Annotated in this window: 18 protein-coding genes and 3 tRNA genes; 13 read left to right on the top strand and 8 right to left on the bottom strand. The window is 41.8% G+C overall.

The window, feature by feature from the left end:
* Positions 1 to 47: 47 nt before the first annotated feature.
* On the top strand, positions 48 to 605 hold the full coding sequence (locus tag JKG64_RS10175; RefSeq protein WP_210354158.1) for a GNAT family N-acetyltransferase: 558 nt from the start codon (positions 48 to 50) through the stop codon (positions 603 to 605).
* Here the strand turns inward: JKG64_RS10175 and JKG64_RS10180 are convergent.
* From JKG64_RS10180 to JKG64_RS10195, 4 genes are all read right to left on the bottom strand, one after another.
* Positions 602 to 2,077: a DUF3943 domain-containing protein gene (locus JKG64_RS10180; protein ID WP_210354159.1), complete on the bottom strand. Its 1,476-nt coding sequence runs from the start codon at positions 2,075 to 2,077 to the stop codon at positions 602 to 604. The two genes, JKG64_RS10175 and JKG64_RS10180, sit on opposite strands and share 4 nt — an antisense overlap.
* 237 nt (positions 2,078 to 2,314) lie before the next feature.
* Positions 2,315 to 3,028: a pirin family protein gene (locus JKG64_RS10185; protein WP_210354160.1), complete on the bottom strand. Its 714-nt coding sequence runs from the start codon at positions 3,026 to 3,028 to the stop codon at positions 2,315 to 2,317.
* 112 nt (positions 3,029 to 3,140) lie between these two features.
* Positions 3,141 to 3,710, bottom strand: a complete 570-nt coding sequence (locus tag JKG64_RS10190) for a Crp/Fnr family transcriptional regulator (RefSeq protein ID WP_210354161.1) — start codon at positions 3,708 to 3,710, stop codon at positions 3,141 to 3,143.
* Between the two features lie 5 nt (positions 3,711 to 3,715).
* Positions 3,716 to 5,863 carry a prolyl oligopeptidase family serine peptidase gene (locus JKG64_RS10195; protein ID WP_210354162.1) on the bottom strand — a complete coding sequence of 716 codons (2,148 nt, stop codon included), beginning with the start codon at positions 5,861 to 5,863 and terminating at the stop codon, positions 3,716 to 3,718.
* A gap of 176 nt (positions 5,864 to 6,039) precedes the next feature.
* Between JKG64_RS10195 and JKG64_RS10200 the strand changes: the two genes are divergently transcribed.
* From JKG64_RS10200 to JKG64_RS10250, 11 genes are all read left to right on the top strand, one after another.
* Complete coding sequence (locus JKG64_RS10200; protein ID WP_210354163.1) at positions 6,040 to 6,789, top strand: UDP-2,3-diacylglucosamine diphosphatase; 750 nt, start codon at positions 6,040 to 6,042, stop codon at positions 6,787 to 6,789.
* A complete protein-coding gene (locus JKG64_RS10205; RefSeq protein WP_210354164.1) occupies positions 6,777 to 7,340 on the top strand; it encodes a Crp/Fnr family transcriptional regulator in 564 nt (187 codons plus the stop codon). The genes JKG64_RS10200 and JKG64_RS10205 overlap by 13 nt, the downstream gene beginning before the upstream one ends.
* 70 nt (positions 7,341 to 7,410) lie before the next feature.
* A complete protein-coding gene (locus tag JKG64_RS10210) occupies positions 7,411 to 7,740 on the top strand; it encodes a DMT family transporter (protein ID WP_164112637.1) in 330 nt (109 codons plus the stop codon).
* A 168-nt stretch (positions 7,741 to 7,908) separates the two neighbouring features.
* Entirely contained in the window at positions 7,909 to 8,982 is a 1,074-nt protein-coding gene (gene prfA, locus JKG64_RS10215; RefSeq protein WP_133584631.1) for a peptide chain release factor 1, read from the top strand.
* 73 nt (positions 8,983 to 9,055) lie between these two features.
* Positions 9,056 to 9,129: transfer RNA gene (locus JKG64_RS10220), tRNA-Asp, on the top strand.
* A gap of 66 nt (positions 9,130 to 9,195) precedes the next feature.
* Positions 9,196 to 9,269: transfer RNA gene (locus tag JKG64_RS10225), tRNA-Asp, on the top strand.
* A gap of 31 nt (positions 9,270 to 9,300) precedes the next feature.
* A tRNA-Asp gene (locus tag JKG64_RS10230) sits at positions 9,301 to 9,374 on the top strand.
* A 351-nt stretch (positions 9,375 to 9,725) separates the two neighbouring features.
* Entirely contained in the window at positions 9,726 to 10,316 is a 591-nt protein-coding gene (locus JKG64_RS10235) for an RNA polymerase sigma factor (RefSeq protein WP_210354165.1), read from the top strand.
* Between the two features lie 5 nt (positions 10,317 to 10,321).
* Positions 10,322 to 11,410, top strand: coding sequence for a S1C family serine protease (locus JKG64_RS10240; protein WP_246512526.1), 1,089 nt, complete (start codon positions 10,322 to 10,324; stop codon positions 11,408 to 11,410).
* A gap of 325 nt (positions 11,411 to 11,735) precedes the next feature.
* Entirely contained in the window at positions 11,736 to 15,176 is a 3,441-nt protein-coding gene (locus tag JKG64_RS10245) for a SusC/RagA family TonB-linked outer membrane protein (protein WP_210354167.1), read from the top strand.
* Between the two features lie 8 nt (positions 15,177 to 15,184).
* Positions 15,185 to 16,555: a RagB/SusD family nutrient uptake outer membrane protein gene (locus JKG64_RS10250; protein WP_210354168.1), complete on the top strand. Its 1,371-nt coding sequence runs from the start codon at positions 15,185 to 15,187 to the stop codon at positions 16,553 to 16,555.
* Between the two features lie 105 nt (positions 16,556 to 16,660).
* Here the strand turns inward: JKG64_RS10250 and JKG64_RS10255 are convergent, their stop codons facing one another.
* On the bottom strand, positions 16,661 to 17,296 hold the full coding sequence (locus tag JKG64_RS10255; RefSeq protein ID WP_210354169.1) for a peroxiredoxin: 636 nt from the start codon (positions 17,294 to 17,296) through the stop codon (positions 16,661 to 16,663).
* A 146-nt stretch (positions 17,297 to 17,442) separates the two neighbouring features.
* Here JKG64_RS10255 and JKG64_RS10260 point away from each other — a divergent pair, with 146 nt between their 5' ends.
* Positions 17,443 to 18,579 carry an acyl-CoA dehydrogenase gene (locus JKG64_RS10260; protein WP_210354170.1) on the top strand — a complete coding sequence of 379 codons (1,137 nt, stop codon included), beginning with the start codon at positions 17,443 to 17,445 and terminating at the stop codon, positions 18,577 to 18,579.
* 10 nt (positions 18,580 to 18,589) lie between these two features.
* Here the strand turns inward: JKG64_RS10260 and JKG64_RS10265 are convergent, their stop codons facing one another.
* The 3 genes from JKG64_RS10265 to proB form a co-directional block, all read right to left on the bottom strand.
* The gene (locus JKG64_RS10265; protein WP_210354171.1) at positions 18,590 to 18,976 is read right to left on the bottom strand and encodes a hypothetical protein; all 387 of its coding nucleotides are present in this window, start codon (positions 18,974 to 18,976) and stop codon (positions 18,590 to 18,592) included.
* Positions 18,977 to 18,982: 6 nt separating this feature from the next.
* The gene (locus JKG64_RS10270; RefSeq protein WP_210354172.1) at positions 18,983 to 20,230 is read right to left on the bottom strand and encodes a glutamate-5-semialdehyde dehydrogenase; all 1,248 of its coding nucleotides are present in this window, start codon (positions 20,228 to 20,230) and stop codon (positions 18,983 to 18,985) included.
* A gap of 61 nt (positions 20,231 to 20,291) precedes the next feature.
* Positions 20,292 to 21,323, bottom strand: coding sequence for a glutamate 5-kinase (gene proB, locus JKG64_RS10275; RefSeq protein ID WP_210354173.1), 1,032 nt, complete (start codon positions 21,321 to 21,323; stop codon positions 20,292 to 20,294).
* Positions 21,324 to 21,600: the final 277 nt, after the last annotated feature.

Here is a 21,600-nt window from a genome sequence, read left to right on the forward strand (position 1 = left end):
GGCCAATCTACTGGCATCGGCCCAATCTTAGGATCAAAACAAAAAAAATGCAAATCCGTAAAGCAAAAAAAGAAGACGCTATTCAAATCGCGGAGCTAATGATATTAGCGATGACGGAAATAGTGTATCAGTTTATAGGCAAGGAAGACTTTGAAGAAGGTAAGAAGTTCCTTAAGACACTGATAGAACAAGAGAAAAACCAATATTCTTATGAATGTATATTCGTGGTCGAGAATCAGGACGGTATCTTAGGACAGATATGTTTGTACCCTGGAGCGCAACTAGAACAACTACGTCAACCTGTTCTAGACTATATCAAAACGCAATACGCGATAGACTATGAGGTCGCCAACGAAACACAAGCTGGAGAAATATACGTAGACACGATCGCTGTGAGTGCCACAGCACAAGGAAAAGGTATCGGAAAGCTACTCCTTAACCACGTGATTGAGGAGTATGTACATAAAAATAAAGAAGTAGTTGGACTATTAGTAGATTTTGATAATCCTGATGCTAAACGTCTCTATGAAAAATTGGGATTCGTTGTAAAGAAAGAACTATCTATCTTCGGAAAGAAAATGGAACATATGCAGTATAAAGCTTAAAACTGTATATTGTACCCAATAGACACCGATCCAAATGGAAATTCCCGATAAAAATCGGGATATTTTTCATCTCTAAACTCTCCCTGTAGGGCAAAGTATCCGGACCGCAGGTTGATAGACCATCTTTTAAAAACACGTAGGCTACCTTCTACCGTAGCGGCATGTAAAATGTAATAGGATGGGGTGCCACTGATGGTATAGAAAACACCTCCGTTATAATCTGCTGTAAACAATAGTCTATTCAACAAACTAAGGTCTCCCTTAAATCGGTAAGACGCCCCTGATCCATAGTTGTAATTGCGACTAGCGCCATACAACAGATACGGATCGGGAACTGCCGCCAGAAGTACCGCACCTACCCCTAAGCTTAGATTAAGCTTATTTTCTTTTTTATAAGAAAACTCCGACAACCAATTGTAATTTAAACTTTGGGCACCATAGAAGAAGGCATCATTATTATAAAAATCATAATGTGCATTCAATGTACCGTAATGCTCTCCCTTCTGTGATTTAAAGAATCTCGCACCGTACAAAAGTGCATGAACATTGACGGCATTTATAAAAGTACTATCCCCGCTTCCCGCTTCTAGATTGACAGAAAACTGGTCAAACGGCCTTTTGTAATTATGGTCTCCATTACTGTATTTAAACCTCAGCCGAGTGTAAAAAGAGTCTTTACCTTTAGATAAAAAGTCTCCTTCTTTGGCATCGAATCGTCTAAATCCCGCATCTATTTCGGCACTGATAACGGAAGAATCTGCTAAGTAATAGTTATCTACACGTTTCCCCCACTTTCCATCCAGCAATCGATTCAAGCTATTGACCGGATTTACAATCAGGGCAACAATCTCATTGCCGACTACATTATGCCCATTCCTACTTCTAGCCAAGATATTACGGGACACCCGGTGTGTCATCTCACCAAGAATTATACCGCCAAAAGTAGTATTAACAAGATCATTGATTGCAGGATGTTGTGTTTCACCTGCTGTTTCCCAAATATACGAGCCCACAAATGTAGCTAAACTGGACTGATAGAAATTATAGCCGTTACTTCTGAAGGCGTTGAAATAAATCTGTCCATGATATGGATGATCGATCTGGTTCGTGGTAAACTGATTGTCATCCCAATCCCAAGCGCTCAAACGCTGGTGATTAATAAAGTTTTTGAAAGTGATATAGGAATACGGATCCTTGGTTATAAACCGATTGAAAGTCGCCGGAAAAGCCTGAGCAAGAAACCATTCGGTACCAGCCCGCCAAAAATGTTTAGGTCGTTGAGGATTCAGAACCTGTTGTTCTGAATCTGACTTGTCGAGTCGTATAGGTTTCCACATCGGCCTGGAAAACAGGACCGAATCGGCTGGTTGCTGTACCAATGAATCTGTGGCAGATTGTCCCATAGCCAACTGTGTAAAGCTGACATACAGCAATATTAATAATACCGACAATACATTCGTTTTTATTAGCATACCCTATTTATCCTTAACTCTTCACCATTCTGACAATACAATTGTTTCTATTTATAAATTTCCACAGGACCGAGACTTTAAGTCTCACTATAACACAAAACGCGCCCACAAAAACATTGTTTGTGAAGATCGATAAAATTATAAAAATAGTTTGTAGCCCCCGCTATAAAAACGGTATAAAAAAAGAGGCTACTATCACACAGCCTCCTTTCAGATATATTAAACGATTTCCGTTTTCTAGAACATAGGAACTTCTATTAGCAATAAAGAGCTCTCTTTTGCAGCCTTTAGACTAATACGGTCCGTATCGGTAATCCCGGCTGCGTCTCTGCGGTACAATGTTGTTTCATCTACCTGCACCTCACCTTCCAGAACAAACACGAATACACCATTGCCTTCTCCTTTCAACACATACTCTATAGTCTTACCTTCATCGAGGTCTGTTCTATGAAACCAAGCATCCTGATGGATCCAGGTTCCTTCATCGTCCTTGTTGGGCGAGACAATCTGCTGAAGTTTATTTCTCCAATCTGCAGGATCTAAACGAATCTGATCATAACGGGGCTCAACATTCTGCTTATTGGGGAACAACCATATCTGCAAAAATTGGACGGCTTCTGTCTCATTAGCATTAAACTCACTATGCTGTATCCCAGTCCCTGCGCTCATCACTTGGATTTCTCCAGGTTCAATCGTACCACTATTACCCATACTATCCTGATGTGCCAAGGTTCCTTTTAATGGGATAGAGATAATCTCCATATTATCATGCGGATGCCTACCAAACCCATTACCACCGGTCACGTAATCATCATTAAAGACACGTAGCGCTCCAAAGTGCATCCGTTCAGGGTCATGGTAGCCTGCAAAACTAAATGTATGTGCGCTTTTTAACCAACCATGATCTGCATGTCCCCTACTATCGGATCTGTACAAAATTGTGTGTGCCATTTTTTCCTCCTTTTATTGTATAAAACAAAGATACACCCTAATGGTGTGTTCAATTCTTAATCTAGATTAAAAAAAAATGGGCTATCATATCGTATGATAGCCCATTTTTAACTTAGAACTCGGCCCGAAGTTTACTTAGAAACTCTGGTGTAATACCAATATAGGATGCCACTGATTTTTGTGGAATCGTATTTATCAGCGTAGGATACATCGTACAGAACTTTTCATACCTTACTTTTGCAGGAAGGCTGAGATAGTTTATAGTACGGTGATTACTTGCCGCCAGTGCATTTTCTGTCAATATTCTAAAGTAACGTTCCAGCTTTGGAATACGGTCAAAAATACTTACCTGACAGGACCGGCTCAACAATAGCACTTTCGTTTCTAACAGTGCGTCAATATTCAACTCACTGGGTTTGTTTTTAACGAAAGAGTACATATCCGAAATCCACCAGTTGGCTGGGGCAAACTGCAAAATATGCTCGAAGCCGTTCCGATCTACCGCGTAAGACCGTAGACAACCTTCAACCACAAAAGCAGAATACTGAGCTACTTCTCTTGCCCTATGCAAAAATTGCTTACGGGCCAACGTCTTCTCCCGAACCAGCTCGGCAACAATTCCCTCTTCTTCTTCTGTCAATGGGGTAATACTATTGATGTGCTCTATAAGGTTTTGAACCATTTGTTTTACTTGATTTCGTTATAACTCATTCCCATATTCTGGAACATAAAAGCCCATTTATCAGCATGCTCTGCAATCTGCATAGCTGTAGACTTTCCTGCACCATGTCCAGCATTGGTATCTATACGAATTAACATGGGATTGTTCCCTACGTTATATTCCTGCAAGCGCGCGGCAAACTTAAAAGAGTGCGCTGGCACCACACGATCATCGTGATCTGCAGTCATAACCATCGTTGCGGGGTAGGATGTATTAGGTTTCAAAGCATGGTAAGGAGAATATTTATACAAATACTCAAACATTTCCTTACTATCATCTGCAGTTCCATAATCAAATGCCCAACCTGCACCTGCAGTAAACTTATGGTAGCGCAACATATCCAATACCCCAACCGCAGGGAAAGCAACTTTAAACAATTCTGGTCTTTGCGTCATACAGGCACCTACCAGCAAGCCTCCATTGGAACCTCCAGCAATCGCCAATCGCTCGGACGAAGTGTACTTCTCTTTAATCAGATATTCTCCCGCGGCGATGAAATCATCGAAAACATTCTGCTTATTCATCTTAGTCCCTGCGACGTGCCAGTTCTCACCATATTCGCCGCCGCCTCTCAGGTTTGCAACAGCATATACACCACCTTGCTCCAAAAGAATAATATTAGCAGTACTAAACGAAGGCGTTAAACTGATGTTGAAACCGCCATATCCATACAACATGGTAGGGTTCGTGCCATCCAGCTTTACCCCTTTTTTATGAGTAATAATCATAGGCACTTTTGTGCCGTCTTTTGACGTGTAGAAGACCTGTTTAGATTCGTACTGCGTCGGGTCGAATTGAATAGCAGCTTTCTTATACACATCGGACTTACCTGAAGCAATATCGTAGCTATAGATTGTCCCAGGATTAACATAAGAAGTAAAAGTATAATAGAGAGACTTATCTTCTTTCTTTGCCCCAAATCCACTTGCTGTCCCCACACCAGGCAACGTAATTTCTCGTTCTAGTTTTCCCTCACGGTCGTACTGCTGCACCAAAGAAGTTGCATCTTTTAGATAAGATGCAAATATCTTCCCTCCTCCTATGGAAGGACTTAACACATTTTCAGTTTCTGCAATCAGATCCTTCCACTCCGAAGGTTTCGGATTGGCGAGTACAGTCTCTACAATCTTACCATTAGGTGCGCCCAGCTCGGTATAGATAAGGAACCGATCGCCATCATTATCTAAAATAGCGTGGTTTTTATCAAAGTTATCGACAATTGTTATGAAGCCTGCTGTGGGATTTGTCAAATCCCGCACATACAACTCATTTCCGGATGTGGTATTCGCCGCTGTAACCACCAAGAAACGCTGATCTTCGGTTAGTCCTGCGCCGATATATCTTCGAGGCAGCTTTTCTCCACCAAAGATTAGCTCATCTGTAGACTGTGCGGTATTTAAGGTATGGAAATATAACTTATGCTGATCTGTCATCGCCGACAGTGCCGATCCTGATTTTGGTTTATCGTAGGAGCTGTAATAAAACCCTTCATTCCCACGCCAGGCCAGCTCACTGAATTTGATATCAATCAACGTATCGCCTAATACGGTCTTGTCTGCTGTACGCAGCACAATTACTTTACGCCAATCGGAGCCTCCCTCCGAAATCTGGTACGCAACCAATGAACCATCCTTGCTGAAATTAATTCCAGCTAATGACGTAGTACCATCTGCTGAAAACTTATTAGGATCCAAAAATACCTCTTCAGCTCCCTGATCCCCTTTTTTGCGATAGAGCACAGCCTGATTCTGTAAACCGTCATTTTTATAAAAATAAGTATAATCTCCCTCAACAAACGGAGCGGAATATTTCTCATAATTCCATAACTTCTCTAGTCGCTGAGCAATTGCATTTCGAAAGGGAATCTGCTTCAGATAGCTCTGTGTCACTTCATTTTCTGCCGCAACCCAGGCTTTAGTCTTATCGGACATATCATCCTCCAACCATCTATAAGGGTCCTCTACAGAAACTCCAAAAAAATCATCCTTTTGATCTACTTTCTCTGTCTTAGGATAAGGCTGTAATGTAATATCTTTCACCGAGTCAATTTGTTTATTTTGTTGACATGCTACCAATGCCATTGACAGCATTATAAAACCAATATTTTTCTTCATAATTGATTATTCTTTCTAACAAAACTAAGGAAATAATTCTTCCTTTAAAACTTTCATGAGCCAATCAATAACTTCTACGCATCTGACCTATGAATAGGATAACCTATAAATAATAGGATAGCGACAAAGAATCCTCTATTTGTAAAATCAGCACATTTTGGTAGTTTTACACCAACATGCAAATTGCTAAAAAGATATATTTTGCTTCCGACTTCCATTTAGGGTCTTATCCTAAGGAGCAATCCGAAATCCGGGAACGAGAAATCGTGAAGTGGCTGGACCATATCAAACAGGATGCTTCTGAGCTCTATCTGGTGGGTGATATTTTCGACTTTTGGTTTGAATACAGTACGGTAGTTCCTAAAGGTTATATCCGATTTTTAGGGAAACTCGCCGAACTGGCCGACTTGGGTATAAAAATAACCTTATTCAAAGGTAACCATGATATGTGGATGTTTGGTTATTTAAAAAAAGAAATTGGAGCAACTATTATCGACAATGAGCTAATTCTAAACCTCAACGGAAAATCATGTTACATCCACCATGGTGATGGATTAGGCCCTGGTGACAAAAAGTATAAAGTATTAAAAAAAGTATTCCGAAGTTCGTTCTGCCAATGGCTTTTCGCCCGTTTGCACCCCAATCTAGGTATCGGAATAGCGCAACGATGGTCTAAACATAGCCGTATCTCCAACAATAGCGACGAAAAATTTTTGGGAGAAGATAAGGAGTGGCTTATCCAATATGCCAATGATATACTCCATACCCAGCACTACGACTATTTTATATTTGGCCACCGTCATTTTCCTTATGAAATCGAGCTTAGAAAGGATTCCAAGATTATTAACCTTGGAGAATGGATAAACTATTACACCTATGCGGTATGGGATGGACAAACGCTTAATCTACAACGATGGAACTCATAGATGCTATTCAACAAATAGCGATACTCCCTAATGCGGAGTTAGAGAAGTTGCTGTTCATAACAGAGCGGATTGAAGTAGAAAAGAACAGTATACTAATAGATAAGGACAGAACTTCTAAATATATCTATTTCTTAACCGAGGGCATCTGCCGCATTTACTACCCGAAAGAGCAAAAGGAAGCTGTCCTTGACTTTTGTTTCCCTGGCGACTCCATCCTATCACTTAAAAGCTATGTTCACAATACTCCTGGTTATGAAATCGTAGACACGCTAGAAAACTGTGTTCTATACCGTATTCCCGTTTCAAAACTACAGGATCTTTACAACAGCTCTTTGCCTATCTCAAATTGGGGCCGTAAACTCGCGGAACTGGAAACCCTAAAAATAGAACAGCGTCTGATGCAAACACTATTCAAAACAGCTACAGAACGTTACGGTGATCTATTGACGAAAGAGGCCAATGTCCTACAACGCATCAAACTGGGCTATATTGCTTCCTATCTAGGCGTCACACAGGTAACACTTTCCCGCATCCGTGCTGAGATAAAATGATAAAAAACATTCCTTTTTTAACAAATGTTAAAAAAAATAAGTCGATAAACACGCACCTTTGCACAAAAAAATGAACTGGATATTTTTAATATTAGGTGGGTTGTTCGAGGTCGGATTCACCACTTGTCTAGGTAAAGCAAAAGAAGCCGCCGGCACCTCTTCTCTTTTGTGGTATGGAGGTTTTGTAGTCTGTCTATTTCTTAGCATGGGATTACTGATCAAAGCCACCCAGACATTACCTCTAGGCACCGCCTACGCTGTTTGGACAGGCATAGGAGCCGTAGGAACAGTACTGATGGGTATAATTTTCTTTAAGGAGCCCGCAGAATTTTGGAGGATATTCTTCATATTCACCTTAATTGCTTCAATAATAGGTCTAAAGGTTGTATCAAGTCATTAACAATTCCTTCTTTTTAAACCATATTTTTCAGTATTTTTGCACTCTCTAAAAGGGAATAATACCTTTTTAGAGCAAAATCCGCGAAGGTGTATCCTATAAAATGGATACATAAGGGCTATTAGCTGCCCTTATTTTGACTTTGGGGATTAATACTTATCAAACGGAACTATGTTAGAAAAACTACAAGCGATTAAAGAACGGTGGCAAGAAGTGGAAGCTGAACTAAGCAAGCCCGAAACCATCAATGACATGAAACGTTTTGCAAAATTGAACAAGGAATACAAAGACCTATCAAAAATTGTAGAGCAATATCATATTTACAAAAATATAATCAGCAATATAGATACCAATAAAGATATATTGGTCAATGAGAAGGATCAGGAATTAAGGGAAATGGCCAAAGAAGAGCAAGACATCTTGTTGGTACAGAGAGAGGAGAAAGAGGAAGAGATTCGTCTGATGCTTATCCCTAAGGACCCTGAAGACTCTAAAAACGCGATTATCGAGATACGTGGTGGTACTGGAGGAGACGAGGCTGCATTATTTGCAGGTGACCTCTACCGTATGTATACCCGTTATTTCGAGACCAAAGGCTGGCGCAATGAGGTAATGGATGTTACCGAGGGTACTTCTGGTGGTTATAAAGAGGTAATTCTAAAAGTAATTGGCGATGATGTATATGGTCAGTTGAAATACGAATCTGGTGTACATCGGGTACAACGTGTCCCTGATACCGAAACTCAAGGTCGTGTGCACACTTCGGCAGCCTCTGTCGCTGTACTCCCGGAAGCTGAAGAGGTCGACGTAGAATTGAACCCAGGTGATATTGAAATGCACACATCAAGATCCGGTGGTGCTGGAGGACAGAACGTAAATAAAGTAGAGACAAAAGTACAATTAACACATAAACCTACAGGAATTGTTGTCGTCTGTCAGGTGGAGCGCTCTCAATTAGCCAACCGTGAATTGGCAATGGAGATGCTTCGTACCAAACTTTACGAGATAGAATTGAACAAAAAGAACGGTGATATCGCTGCAAAAAGAAAAACTTTAGTTTCTTCGGGTGACCGTTCTGCAAAAATCCGTACTTATAACTACCCTCAAGGAAGATTTACGGAACATAGAATTAACTTGACAACATATAATTTATCGACAATTCTAGACGGTGATATACAGCCTATTATAGACGCGTTACAGTTTGCTGAAAACGCTGAAAAGATGAAGGAGGGCGCTACAGACTAAGTTTTTTTCAAAAAAAATTAGGATTTATATAAATAAGCGCTATATTTGCACACCTTCTCACAAGAAGGGTTGAGGTCTGGTAGTTCAGCTGGTTAGAATACATGCCTGTCACGCATGGGGTCGCGGGTTCGAGTCCCGTCCAGACCGCAAAAAAAACAAAGAAAAGAAGAGTCTTTTCATCGTTCTTTAAAAATAGTAAAAGTAAAGATTTTAGGTCTGGTAGTTCAGCTGGTTAGAATACATGCCTGTCACGCATGGGGTCGCGGGTTCGAGTCCCGTCCAGACCGCTAAATATCTTTTACAACAATCAAATTCTTAGGTCTGGTAGTTCAGCTGGTTAGAATACATGCCTGTCACGCATGGGGTCGCGGGTTCGAGTCCCGTCCAGACCGCTAAGAAACAATAAAGGTATCCACAAAGGATGCCTTTATTGTTTACGGCTTTTTTGCACATCCTACTTTTTCACTTTCCCACTTAGGTCAACCTCACTATTTTAATACATCAGTGCCCCATAAAAAACAAGTTATTCGTTAGCAAGTTTATAGCATTTTTTTAGAAGCAACATTAGTATTTCATCAAAAATACTATTACGTTTGATTAAGTATTTTTATAAAAGTGCGTATATTCAAGGTCAGAAAACACCCCTACCTGAGGTTAAACACGGTAAAGAAGCTATGAAACTGCTTTTCTTCATTAATTTCATGATTACAAGGGTTACTATTTGGATTTTAAGGTATTAATAAGTGAGTAAGATAAAACAAATACTTCCCACAGAGATTTCGGACCAGGAGATTGTCGATGGGGTATCAAAAGGCGATAGTAAAGCTATCAATAGGATCTACAAATCCTACTTTCCTTCGATATCACGTATGATTGTCAACAATAATGGTTCTGAAGACGAAGCGAAAGATATCTTTCAAGAAGCGGTGATGGTTTTGTATGACAAGATTACTCAACAAAAATTTGAGTTAAGTAGTAAACTCGGGACGTTTTTGTACGCAGTATCAAGAAGACTGTGGCTAAAACAACTGACGCGAAAAGGGAGCGTGGCTAGCACTGCTGATATTTCGGACTTTGAGGATCTCTTACGAGTAGAAGATGACTTGGAGCGACACGACGAAATAGAGCAAAGATTTGACCATATGAATATTGCCCTGTCACAATTAGGAGAACCTTGCCAGACACTGTTAAAAGATTTTTATATCGCCAACATGTCTATGCAGGATATACGTGACAAATTTGGCTATACCAATACGGACAATGCAAAGACACAAAAGTACAAATGCCTACAGCGACTCAAAAAGATATTTTTTAATTCATCTCTTGAAAAATGAGTGGTATGCAGAGACATGATTTTATAAATTGGGCCGATCAGTATTTACGAGGCGAACTTTCAACAGAAGATGCTGTGGCCTTCGAGAACTTCTGTAAAACAGAGCCTACCTATGCTGAATTATTCGAACAGCACCGTTCTTTTGTACAAAACCTGCAAAAGACGGAACTCCGTAATGCATTCCAACAATCGCTGATTGCTGAAGGTAATGCATTTCAGTCTGAGCGTAAGAATACTGCAACAACTAAGGTGGCTTCACTATGGAGCAAACTACAGATCAATGCGGGCGTCGCTGCTGCTGTAGCTCTCGTATCTGTTTTTTCTACGCTATGGATCACAGGGTATTTCACGAACATTAAAAAAGCCAATACAGACTATAGCGCATTACGCAGGGAAATGAATTCGGTGAAGAAGAATGTAACCGAGCAAAATAAAGCGATACAAAACATCAACAACGATAAGAACAAAAACAATGCGGCCATTCATTTTGGTGCGACGGGCTTTATGTTGACTCGTGATGGATATGTAGTCACCAATTATCATGTTATTAATGGTGCTGACTCTATACACCTTCAAAACGTGAAAGGACAAGCATACAGGGCCCAAATTGTGTATACCGATGCTCAAAAAGACATAGCTATCTTACACATTGACGATACGAGTTTTAAAAATTTAAAAAATATCCCCTATACGTTCAAAAAACAAAGTTCAGAACTTGGGGAAGATATTTTCACCTTAGGATTCCCGAGGGATGAGGCCGTCTATGGTCAAGGTTATTTGAGTTCTAATACAGGTTATGCTGGTGATACGATAGCTTATCAGATTTCGATCCCGGTAAACCCAGGTAATAGTGGTGGCCCAGTATTGGACAATCAAGGTAATATCATTGGAATCATCTCTGGCAAGCAAAAGGGAATCGATGGTGCAGCATTTGCTATTAAGACTAAAGAGCTAGTCGAGACACTAAATAAAATACCAGCTGACTCTCTGAAAGGAAATATTTTCCTTAACAATAAAAACACACTGTCTACGCTCCCAAGAACGGAGCAGATAAAGAAACTGCAAGACTACATCTATATCGTGAAGGTCTTTTAGTCAATTTTGTTTCAATAAATCAAATAATCGATAAAGCAGATATCCACAACAGGATATCTGCTTTTTTTCTTCCCCTACGCAGGCAGATTGCCCCCAGGCACAGTCTACAGCGTACCTCCCTGAACTTCCCTTTTTGAAAAAAAGACGCATTGCTAAACAACAAATACAGTTTATCAACGTTTATTGTTGTACATGACACAATCATGTAACAAGAATGATATAATTAATCACATGATTATCAAAAGGTACTACAATCCACATCGTTCCTCATTAGTTGCTCGAAGTTTTATATTTCTATCAGAATCCTTATATAATTTTTTTATTTATGATGCTCCATATTTATCGCGTATTATTTTTTACATGTACATTAATTATTCTTTACACGACAACACAAGCAACACCACACGTCAATACAGCAGTTGCTAAGCAACCTAAACCTCCTTCGCCCCTAAACACAGATTCTCTTTCTGTATCCGGTCAGGTAAAAGATTCTAAAGGAAACGCTCTGGAAGGAGTTGTTATCTCAGAAAAAGGCACAACAAATACCGTTGTTTCTAATACTGAAGGCGCATTCAAAATAGCGGCGAGTCCAAACGGTATCCTGGTCCTATTAAAATCAGGCTTTGTCCGCTCCGAACTGCACATCAACAATCAACGCCATATCGATGCCGTACTGACCGTCGAAGAGCAGGATACCACTACCGATAGTATCAAAACATCAGTGGACTCGACTAAGAGCATCCCTACGCCCGTAGCGACGACAGACACCGCTAAAATGGATAATACGACTGCTCCCCCTAAAAATACCGTAACTGGCCTTGTAAGCGGCCCTGAAGGTCCCATAGCGGGTGCTTCTGTTTCGGTAGAGGGTACGAACACGACGGTACTAACCGATGAAAATGGGCGGTTCAAAATAGCGGCCAATGCAAAAAACACCCTTCGGTTTAGTTCGGTAGGATACAAACCGTTCAGTCAAGCCATAGGCAAAAGAAACGACGTACAAGTGCTACTGGCTACAGAGACCAATACCATTGAATCCGTAAAAGTCGTTTCCGTCGGCTATGGCACAATGAAACGTGCAACGCTACCTACTGCTGTGTCCAGCATAGGAGCTAAAGACATTGAAGACGAAGTTCTCCCTAGCATTACACAGGCCATACAAGGAAAAGCGGGCGGTGTACAAGTCACTCAAAAGTCAGGTTCACCAGGCGGTGGGATAAGTATACGTGTGCGGGGTACCACCTCAATCAATGCGAGTTCTGACCCGCTGTATGTTGTAGACGGAATCCCAGTCAACAGTACGACCAATTTCACTGGTGGATCCACGTTCGATTTTGGAGGAGGCACGCAGGGGATCAATGTACTCGCATCGATCAATCCCTCCGACGTACAGTCCATCGAAATCTTAAAAGATGCAGCCTCATCTTCTATCTATGGTTCCCGAGCGGCCAATGGTGTCGTCCTAATTACCACCAAAAAAGGTACAGCAGGACATAGTCAATTCAACTTCAACATGTATGAAGGCTTCTCCCAAGTACCCCGCGAGCGCTATTACGATATGATGAATACGGAGCAGTACCAGGACTACATGCGTGATTATTACAAAATCAGATTAGAACTAGGTATCGATACCAACAAAGCTCCCGATCAGATATTTGCAAACCCTGGAGTAAATACCAATTGGCAGGATGCCGTATTCAGAACTGCCCCCATGCGGAATTACGAACTTTCTGCCAATGGAGGTAATGACAAAACAAGATACTATACTTCACTGGGCTATATGAGACAAGGTGGTGTATTATTAGGTTCCGATTTCAATAGATTAAGTGGCCGTATCAATCTAGATCATGCCCATAGCGACAAACTAAGATTTTCTACCGCAATCAACCTGACCCGAGCCGTCAACCAACGGGTACAGGAAGAAAACTCCAAAGAGGGAGCTACCAAAAGCGGGATATTCTCTCCCCCAAATCTAACTGTATTTGACGAGCGTGGCAATTATGTCTATGACCAAGTGCGCGTGACACGGGAAAACCCTGTTGCTATGCTTGAATTACCGACCAATGAAGCCCAAACATTCCGGATTCTGGCCAACGCCAGTGCCGAATATAATATCATGCCCGAGTTATTGCTAAAAACAAGCTTTGGTACCGATATCAGTTTTATTGATGAGACCTTCTTTATGCCTCCTAATGGGCTACGTTCGTACGTAAGCCAAGGAGGAATAGGTGCACGTCGTAACACCAGGAACCAGCTCTGGATCAATGAAACAACACTGACATACGATAAGACTTTCGGGGCCCATAGCCTAAATGTTCTCGGAGGTTTTTCTTTCCAGGAGTCCCGTATCGATTTCGTACATGCACAACGATCTAATTTCCCGACCAACGACATTCCTTACATCACCGCTGGAGGTGTCATTAATGGTGCAAACTCCTATCCTGAGGAGTGGGCCATAGCTTCGGGGTTTGCGCGCGCAACTTACATTTACAATGATAAATATATCTTAAACGCAAATGTACGGTCCGATGGCTCTTCCCGTTTCGGAAGAGACAATCGTTGGGCAGTATTTCCTTCTCTCGCTGGTGCATGGCGCATTAAACAGGAGAATTTTATGCAGGATGTCAACTTTATCAGCGATTTAAAACTACGCGCAAGCTGGGGGATAACAGGCAACCAAAACATCGGCAACTACGCTAGCCGCTCGATGTATACCGGAGGCAACAACTATATGGGTACCCCGGGTTTCTTACCCAATGTCTTGGGAGACCGCGGGCTAAAATGGGAGACCACACAACAGTGGAATATTGGTATAGATGCCGGTTTCCTAAATGACCGGATCTCCTTATTGGCTGACTACTATCACAAAAAGACTTCAGATCTATTGATTGGTCTACCTATTTTGAGCAGTTCCGGCTATAGCACTCGATTCACCAACTCTGGAGATATCGAGAATAAAGGTTTTGAATTTGAGCTAACGACCAAAAACCTCATTGGTGACTTTAAATGGTCTACCTCACTCAATATGACCTTCAACCGAAACAAGGTACTGGCATTGCCCAACGGGTTAAATGAGATGCGTGGCGGTGTGGGCGACCTCAACCGAGCAAGACCTGGCCAGCCTCTGGGCGTATTCTATGGCTGGAAGGCAATGGGCGTTAATTCACAGACAGGTATGATTGACTACCTAGGTGCTGATGGCTCTATGGTACTCCCTAAAGACTATGCAGACCATGTTATGATTGGAGATCCTAATCCGGACTTCTTTGGAGGTATATCCAACAATTTCGCTTATAAAAACTTCGATCTAAGCATCTTGGGACAATTCACCTATGGCAATGATATTTTCAATTATAATCTGGCTTCGGGGCTTGAAGGGTTCAACCCGAGCTCCAATCAGTTTGTGGACATGGTAGACCGATGGAAACAACCAGGAGATATAACAGATGTGCCACGTCCTGCTCCAGGAGACCTAAATAACGGTGCCGTATCTTCTCGCTTTGTAGAAGATGGCTCTTTCTTCCGTATACGCAACATAACCTTGGGTTACACTGTGCCGACCGCATTATCGGACAAGTTGAAAGTGAAAAAACTACGTTGGTATGCTACCGTGCAAAATGCCTATGTATTTACCAAGTATAGAGGATATGACCCCGAGGTGAGCTCTAGTCATGGAGGGGCAAATACAGGCTTAATCTATGGTTACGACTATGGTAGCTATCCGCAACCACGCATCTTCACCACAGGCTTCAACTTAACATTTTAGATATTATTATGAGACAGAATATTATATACTTGCTACTCCTCGCTTCATTTGCTTTTACCGTGACATCCTGCAACAAGTTCTTGGATCGCGATCCACTTGGGCAGATCGGTCAGGATGAATACTTCAATTCGGAGACCAATGCCAATTCAGCGCTGATGGGAATGTACCGCAGCATGATGAACTCTTTTTCTTACGGACAGTCTACCATTATCGTACCTGAGTTTTCGGCCCGTCACGTTAGACATGCTGCAGAATATCCAGAGTATGAGAATTTTGCTAACCATCAAGTACAGACCATCAATCCCTGGACTGCCAATATGTGGAAAGCATTGTACACCACCATAAATGCCGCTAATCAAATCATAGAAGAAGTGCCAAAGATGACTCCTGCAATGATTACGGACCAAAAGAAGAACATCTTTATCGGAGAGGCAAAATTCATCCGTGCATTTAATTATTTCTTTCTGATACGGGCTTTTGGACGCATCCCACTAAAAGTAACCTATACCCGAGAGAATAGTGAGTTGAATACGAAGCAGGCCGAGAAAGAAGAAGTATATACGCAAATCATCAATGATTTGAATGAAGCAATCAGTCTACTTCCTACCGAAAACACTTACACTGGAGACGCTAGCCGTGGACGCGCTTCACATTGGGCAGCAAAAGCCTTGCTAGCCAAAGTATATCTCTACCAAGCGGCATTCACCAATGATTATAAAAATGCGGCCAGCCTGTCGGAAGAAGTTCTATCTTCTGGGAAATACAATCTGGTAACAGAGTATTCCAGCATTTGGACTACCCAAAATAGTAGTGAAGCTATTTTCGAAATACAATTTGATGATCAGGCAACCAACCCTTTGGCAGCTGTATCTAATGACAATGCCACGGTTCTTTTCCTGGCAAAGGATTCTACATTATTGAATCTATACCGAGAAGGAGATAAACGCAAGGCCTTTACAGTCAAAAAGGGAAGTAAGAACAACTATTTCATGGGTAAATTTCCCAACTTCTCACCTGCCAGTCAAAATGTAACAGCGATACGTCTTGCAGAAGTTTATCTTATACACGCCGAGGCAAAAGCAAGAGTAGAGAATGGAGTCAGTCAGACCGCCTATGAGGCGCTCAAAAAGGTTCAGGAAAGAGCTGGCTACACTACGCCAATAAATGACTACAGTAGTCTTGAAGTCTTTATTAAAGCTGTACAGGAAGAAAAGGAACGAGAATTGCTATTTGAAGGGGAAACTTGGTTTGACTACTGCCGGACAAAACTTGCTCTGACAAAATACAGTAGTCTTAAAGACGAAAAACACTTCCTCTACCCTATCCCTGCTGCCGAGATTGGATTAGGAAATAGCCTAACACAAAATCCGGGATATTAGTCATTTCCAATCAACCCGAACCTATCATAGTGTCCCCATAAAATAAGGAGCGCCTTTTCTACAACTAGAAAAGGCGCTCCTTATTTATAAGAGAAAATCTCTTGCTTATTTATTCGGTTGAGGTGTAACGCGTAAATAAGGTTTGATTTCCGTAAACCCTTTTGGAAACTTAGCAGGGATATCCTCCGTTTTGATTGCAGGAACTACAATTACATCTTCACCGTCTTTCCAGTCTGCAGGCGTTGCGACAGAATATTCAGCTGTAAGCTGAAGAGAGTCTATAACACGTAAGATCTCATAGAAATTACGTCCTGTAGAAGCTGGGTAAGTAAGCGTTAATTTAACCTTCTTGTCTGGCCCAATAACAAATACCGAGCGAACGGTAAACGTTGCTGAAGCATTAGGGTGAATCATATCGTACAGTTCAGCGACATGACGGTCTTCGTCCGCAATAATTGGAAAATCCACCGTTGTATTCTGTGTCTCGTTAATATCTTGCACCCACTTCAGATGATCCTCAACACCATCCACACTCAATGCCAGTACCTTAACATTACGTTTTTCAAACTCTGACTTTAACTGAGCAGTACGCCCGAGTTCGGTTGTACATACCGGTGTAAAGTCGGATGGATGTGAATACAACACAGCCCAACTATCTTTTATGTAATCATAGAAATCGATATCACCTATCGTTGTCTGCGCTTTGAAATTTGGCGCGTCATCTCCTAGTCTTAAACCCATATTTGTAAATTTTAATAATCTATATATTCTACTAATATAGTAGTCTTTTACATAATCACCAAATAATTAGCTATAAATTTTATGTTTTTATTATGCATGCATAATAAAAATAAGTATATTTGATAGAACCAAATAGACGATACACCATGAATTTCGAGCTATCAGAAGAACATAAAATGATCCGTGATGCGGCAAAAGAGTTTGCCCAGGAGCTGAAAAAAGAAGTTATACAACGTGATGAGAAAGCAGAATTCCCTACCGAGTTCATAAAGAAAATGGGAGATCTCGGTTTTATGGGAATCATGACCGCAGAGAAATATGGCGGCGCGGGTATGGATGCCCAAGCTTACGTCCTTGCGCTAGAAGAAATTGCAAAAATCGATGCTTCTACGGCTGTAATCATGTCTGCCCATAATTCGCTCGTGTTATGGGGACTAGAAACCTATGGGACGGAAGAACAAAAGCAACAGTACCTGGTTCCGCTTGCCAAGGGCGAAAAACTTGGAGCTTTTGCCCTATCCGAACCTGAAGCTGGGTCTGATGCTTCTTCTCAGCACACTACCGCAACTGACCAAGGAGATCACTATCTACTGAACGGCACAAAAAACTGGATTACCAACGGAGGGAATGCCGACATCTATTTAGTTGTTGCGCAAACGCATCCCGAATTAGGACATAAAGGAATCAATGTGCTAATAGTCGAAAAAGGAATGGCGGGGTTCACGATCGGACCAAAAGAAAATAAACTGGGAATACGCAGTTCGGACACACACTCCTTATTATTTACAGATGTCGTCGTACCAAAGTCCAATCGCATCGGTGACGATGGATTTGGGTTTAAGTTCGCCATGAAAACACTTGATGGTGGCCGTATTGGTATAGCGGCACAGGCATTAGGGATAGCTGCAGGAGCCTACGATCTAGCCCTAGCGTATGCCAAGGAGCGTAAAACTTTTGGCCAACCGATTTCAGCTCATCAGGCTATACAGTTCAAACTCGCGGATATGGAAGTGGAAATCGAAGCAGCACGGTTATTAACCTATAAAGCAGCTTGGACCAAAGACCAGGGTCTTCCTTATGGTAAAGAAGCCGCTATGGCCAAGCTACATGCTTCAGAAGTCGCAATGAAGCATACTGTAGAAGCCATCCAAATACACGGAGGCTACGGTTACGTAAAAGAATATCATGTCGAACGATTGATGCGGGATGCAAAAATCACGCAAATCTACGAGGGCACCTCAGAGATACAGCGGTTGGTTATCGCGCGCGAGGTACTGCGATAAGCAAATCAGTCTATCGTACGTTTTTATCAATCTGCTGGAGAAAGCCGTAATCTTCAAAAGAAAAGCTTCCTGTTTGTTGCATATGATGTTCAAACAGGGCTTTTGCTTTCAGAAGCAAACCATTATCCTGATTGATCAATCCATCATACATCAGAAGCTGTGCCAGGGGCCGAATCTGCTCCTGTTCTAGGCTTTTGCTATAATCAATAACCTCTGCATCACTAAGATTTAGGAAAAAAGCACGCTCTTCGTTGAAAAAATCCAGATAACCGGTATCAATATTGACAGCTTCCGCCGTTTCCTGAAGGCCTTCCCACTTCCCGACCAAAAGGCGGAGAAACTTGCCCATCTCATTTATCCAATTTAGTATCGTGTCTTTTTCGTATCGAATTCCCATAATTATTTATCTTACCTGTCCGTCTCCTGTGACAAACCACTTCTCTGTTACTAATTTTTCCAGCGCGAAAGGCCCACGCGCGTGCAGCTTCTGCGTAGAAATACCGATTTCTGCCCCTAATCCGAACTCTCCCCCATCCGTAAAACGGGTTGAAGCATTAGAATAAACTGCCGCTGCATCTACCGAGCGCATAAATTTCGTAATTTTAGCTGAATCCTGCGACACAATACACTCCGAATGTTTGGAAGAATAATATGCAATATGGGAAAGTGCCTCGTCTAAACCACTCACCTCTTTTATCGAACACTTTAAATCTAAAAACTCACGGCCAAAATCATCTTCCTCAGCACGCTGCACATAAGGGTATCCCGCTTCTTGAAAAATACCATACAGTTTATCCGTCGCGAAAACTTCGACCTCCGCCGCTACAAAATGAGGAATAAGTTGTTGTATAAACGACCTATCAACATTTTCATCCACTAGAATCGTATCTAACGCATTACACACAGAAGGTCGTGAAATCTTTGCATTGGCAACGATACGAGCTGCTTTCTCCAAATCTGCACTGGCCTCGATATAGGTATGGCAGACTCCTGCCCCGGTCTCTATCACAGGAACCTTGGCATGTTGACGGACAAAATCGATCAAGCCCTGCGACCCGCGAGGAATAATGATATCAACATATCCCACAGCTTCCAAAAGTGCACCAATCAAATTTCGGTCTGTAGGCAACAGCTGTACGATATGAGGATCTGTTCCATATTCGACCAACGCGCTTTGAAGGATTCCAACCAGATAACTATTTGTATACCAAGCATCACTACCACCCCGCAAAAGACATACGTTTCCGGATTGTATACACAGCGCAGCAACATCAATAGTCACATTAGGTCTTGATTCATAGATTACACCAACAACCCCCAATGCTACTGTTCTCTTTTCGATCAAAAGCCCATTATCAAGCTGTTTTGCACTCAATAATTTGTCCGTAGGGTCTTCCAATTGACTAACATCTTCCACACTTTGCGCTAAATTCTCAATCCGATCTACGGTCAGTTTTAGGCGATCGTACTTTGGATCAGCAACGTCCATCCGTTCTAAATCCAACTGATTCTGCGTCAGAATATCATGACTATTCGTTCGTAATAGCGTGGCAATACGCTTCAATATTTGTTGCTTATCTTTCAGTTGCAAACCACTTACGGCCTGCTTCGCGGCACGGCTATTCAGCAACTGTTGTTGTATACTATTCATTTTCTTTCTATTTATTAAGCCTTAGCCAGCATCTATTTTCTTTCTTACTCTTCTTCCCTAATTATAAGAGGACAATATCATCGGCATGTGCCAGTGCTATATTCTTCTTTGTATCCGATTTCATTAAGGCCATGGAGTCAACTTTTGCCTTAGCCACAGCCTGCACAACACCGTCTTTGTCTGCAATCTGAAAAACCTCACCGACTTCAAATTCCCCCACCACTTCTGTTACCCCTACCGCCAATAGGCTTTTCCGCTGTTGAATCGCTTTCAGTGCACCTTGATCTAGCTTCACCATCCCCGCTATCAGACTACCGCTAGCCAGCCATTTATGCCTAGAGGACACTTTTTTCTTTTGGGCCAAGCAAACAGTACCAGTCTCCCCAACTATTGCTTTCAAGATACCGTCCGGAGTCTGCATACTAAAGATCACCGCCTTGATTCCCATCTGAGTTGCCAATCGAGCAAAATTAAGCTTTGAAGTCATCCCTCCAAGCCCTACTGCTGATTTCTCCTTTCGCGCCAAAGCCAAAGCATCCTTATCCACTACCTCGATCAGCGGAATCACATTTCCTTTATCGTCTAGCACACCAGGCACAGATGTGCTAAACAAAAGCTGTTCCGCTCCAAACCCAACGGCAATCAAGGTCGCCAGTTCGTCATTATCCGAAAACTTCAGCTCCATGTTACTCACCACATCATTCTCATTGGCAACAGGAATTATATTATTCTTCCATAATGTTTCGTAGGTGCTTTTAAGCTGCAAAAACTGGCTTCTATTTGAAAAATGATGGCGTTCACAGAGACTCTGCGCCAATGCTATCCGAAACGGTTTGAAATAGGTAGAATACGTCCGCATGAGTAAAGGGTTGCCTATCGCAGCCGCGGCTTTACGCTGTTCCAATGTACCTGTATACCGCGGAATAAATTGCCTACCCGCAGCAACTGCACCAGAAGACACCAATACAATATTATATGTTGCCTGTAACACAGCACACTGCCGTGCTATTTCCAATACAATCCGCTCATCTATCTCTCCTTCTGTTGTGATGGATGCTGACCCAAATTTAATAACCAATACAGGCTTTTTCATCGTAACGACTATTTAACGTATTTTTTTAGATTAACTTTTTGTTACCTTATTTACGAGAATTCCCTGGCTTGAATTAACTATACCCAATGGAGTTCGGTTAGTATCTCGCCACAACTCCTTGTCAATTTAGCAAAAAACAATCGATTTCATTTGAAAAAGAATAAACTTAGAGATTTTTAATTTAAAATACAACAAACCACAGCAATTATGAAAAGGCGGGCTATCCCCCTAAAATCCACCGAAGACTAGTCCGCAGCAGACCTATTCCTTAAGAAAA

It is taken from the genome of Sphingobacterium tabacisoli (assembly GCF_017908035.1).
GTDB lineage: Bacteria > Bacteroidota > Bacteroidia > Sphingobacteriales > Sphingobacteriaceae > Sphingobacterium > Sphingobacterium tabacisoli.

Coding starts and splice junctions, on each gene's coding strand:
- JKG64_RS10175 (WP_210354158.1), top strand. CDS start 48: ATGCAAATCCGTAAAGCAAAAAAAGAAGACGCTATTCAAATCGCGGAG.
- JKG64_RS10180 (WP_210354159.1), bottom strand. CDS start 2,077: ATGCTAATAAAAACGAATGTATTGTCGGTATTATTAATATTGCTGTAT.
- JKG64_RS10185 (WP_210354160.1), bottom strand. CDS start 3,028: ATGGCACACACAATTTTGTACAGATCCGATAGTAGGGGACATGCAGAT.
- JKG64_RS10190 (WP_210354161.1), bottom strand. CDS start 3,710: ATGGTTCAAAACCTTATAGAGCACATCAATAGTATTACCCCATTGACA.
- JKG64_RS10195 (WP_210354162.1), bottom strand. CDS start 5,863: ATGAAGAAAAATATTGGTTTTATAATGCTGTCAATGGCATTGGTAGCA.
- JKG64_RS10200 (WP_210354163.1), top strand. CDS start 6,040: ATGCAAATTGCTAAAAAGATATATTTTGCTTCCGACTTCCATTTAGGG.
- JKG64_RS10205 (WP_210354164.1), top strand. CDS start 6,777: ATGGAACTCATAGATGCTATTCAACAAATAGCGATACTCCCTAATGCG.
- JKG64_RS10210 (WP_164112637.1), top strand. CDS start 7,411: ATGAACTGGATATTTTTAATATTAGGTGGGTTGTTCGAGGTCGGATTC.
- prfA (WP_133584631.1), top strand. CDS start 7,909: ATGTTAGAAAAACTACAAGCGATTAAAGAACGGTGGCAAGAAGTGGAA.
- JKG64_RS10240 (WP_246512526.1), top strand. CDS start 10,322: ATGCAGAGACATGATTTTATAAATTGGGCCGATCAGTATTTACGAGGC.
- JKG64_RS10245 (WP_210354167.1), top strand. CDS start 11,736: ATGATGCTCCATATTTATCGCGTATTATTTTTTACATGTACATTAATT.
- JKG64_RS10250 (WP_210354168.1), top strand. CDS start 15,185: ATGAGACAGAATATTATATACTTGCTACTCCTCGCTTCATTTGCTTTT.
- JKG64_RS10255 (WP_210354169.1), bottom strand. CDS start 17,296: ATGGGTTTAAGACTAGGAGATGACGCGCCAAATTTCAAAGCGCAGACA.
- JKG64_RS10260 (WP_210354170.1), top strand. CDS start 17,443: ATGAATTTCGAGCTATCAGAAGAACATAAAATGATCCGTGATGCGGCA.
- JKG64_RS10265 (WP_210354171.1), bottom strand. CDS start 18,976: ATGGGAATTCGATACGAAAAAGACACGATACTAAATTGGATAAATGAG.
- JKG64_RS10270 (WP_210354172.1), bottom strand. CDS start 20,230: ATGAATAGTATACAACAACAGTTGCTGAATAGCCGTGCCGCGAAGCAG.
- proB (WP_210354173.1), bottom strand. CDS start 21,323: ATGAAAAAGCCTGTATTGGTTATTAAATTTGGGTCAGCATCCATCACA.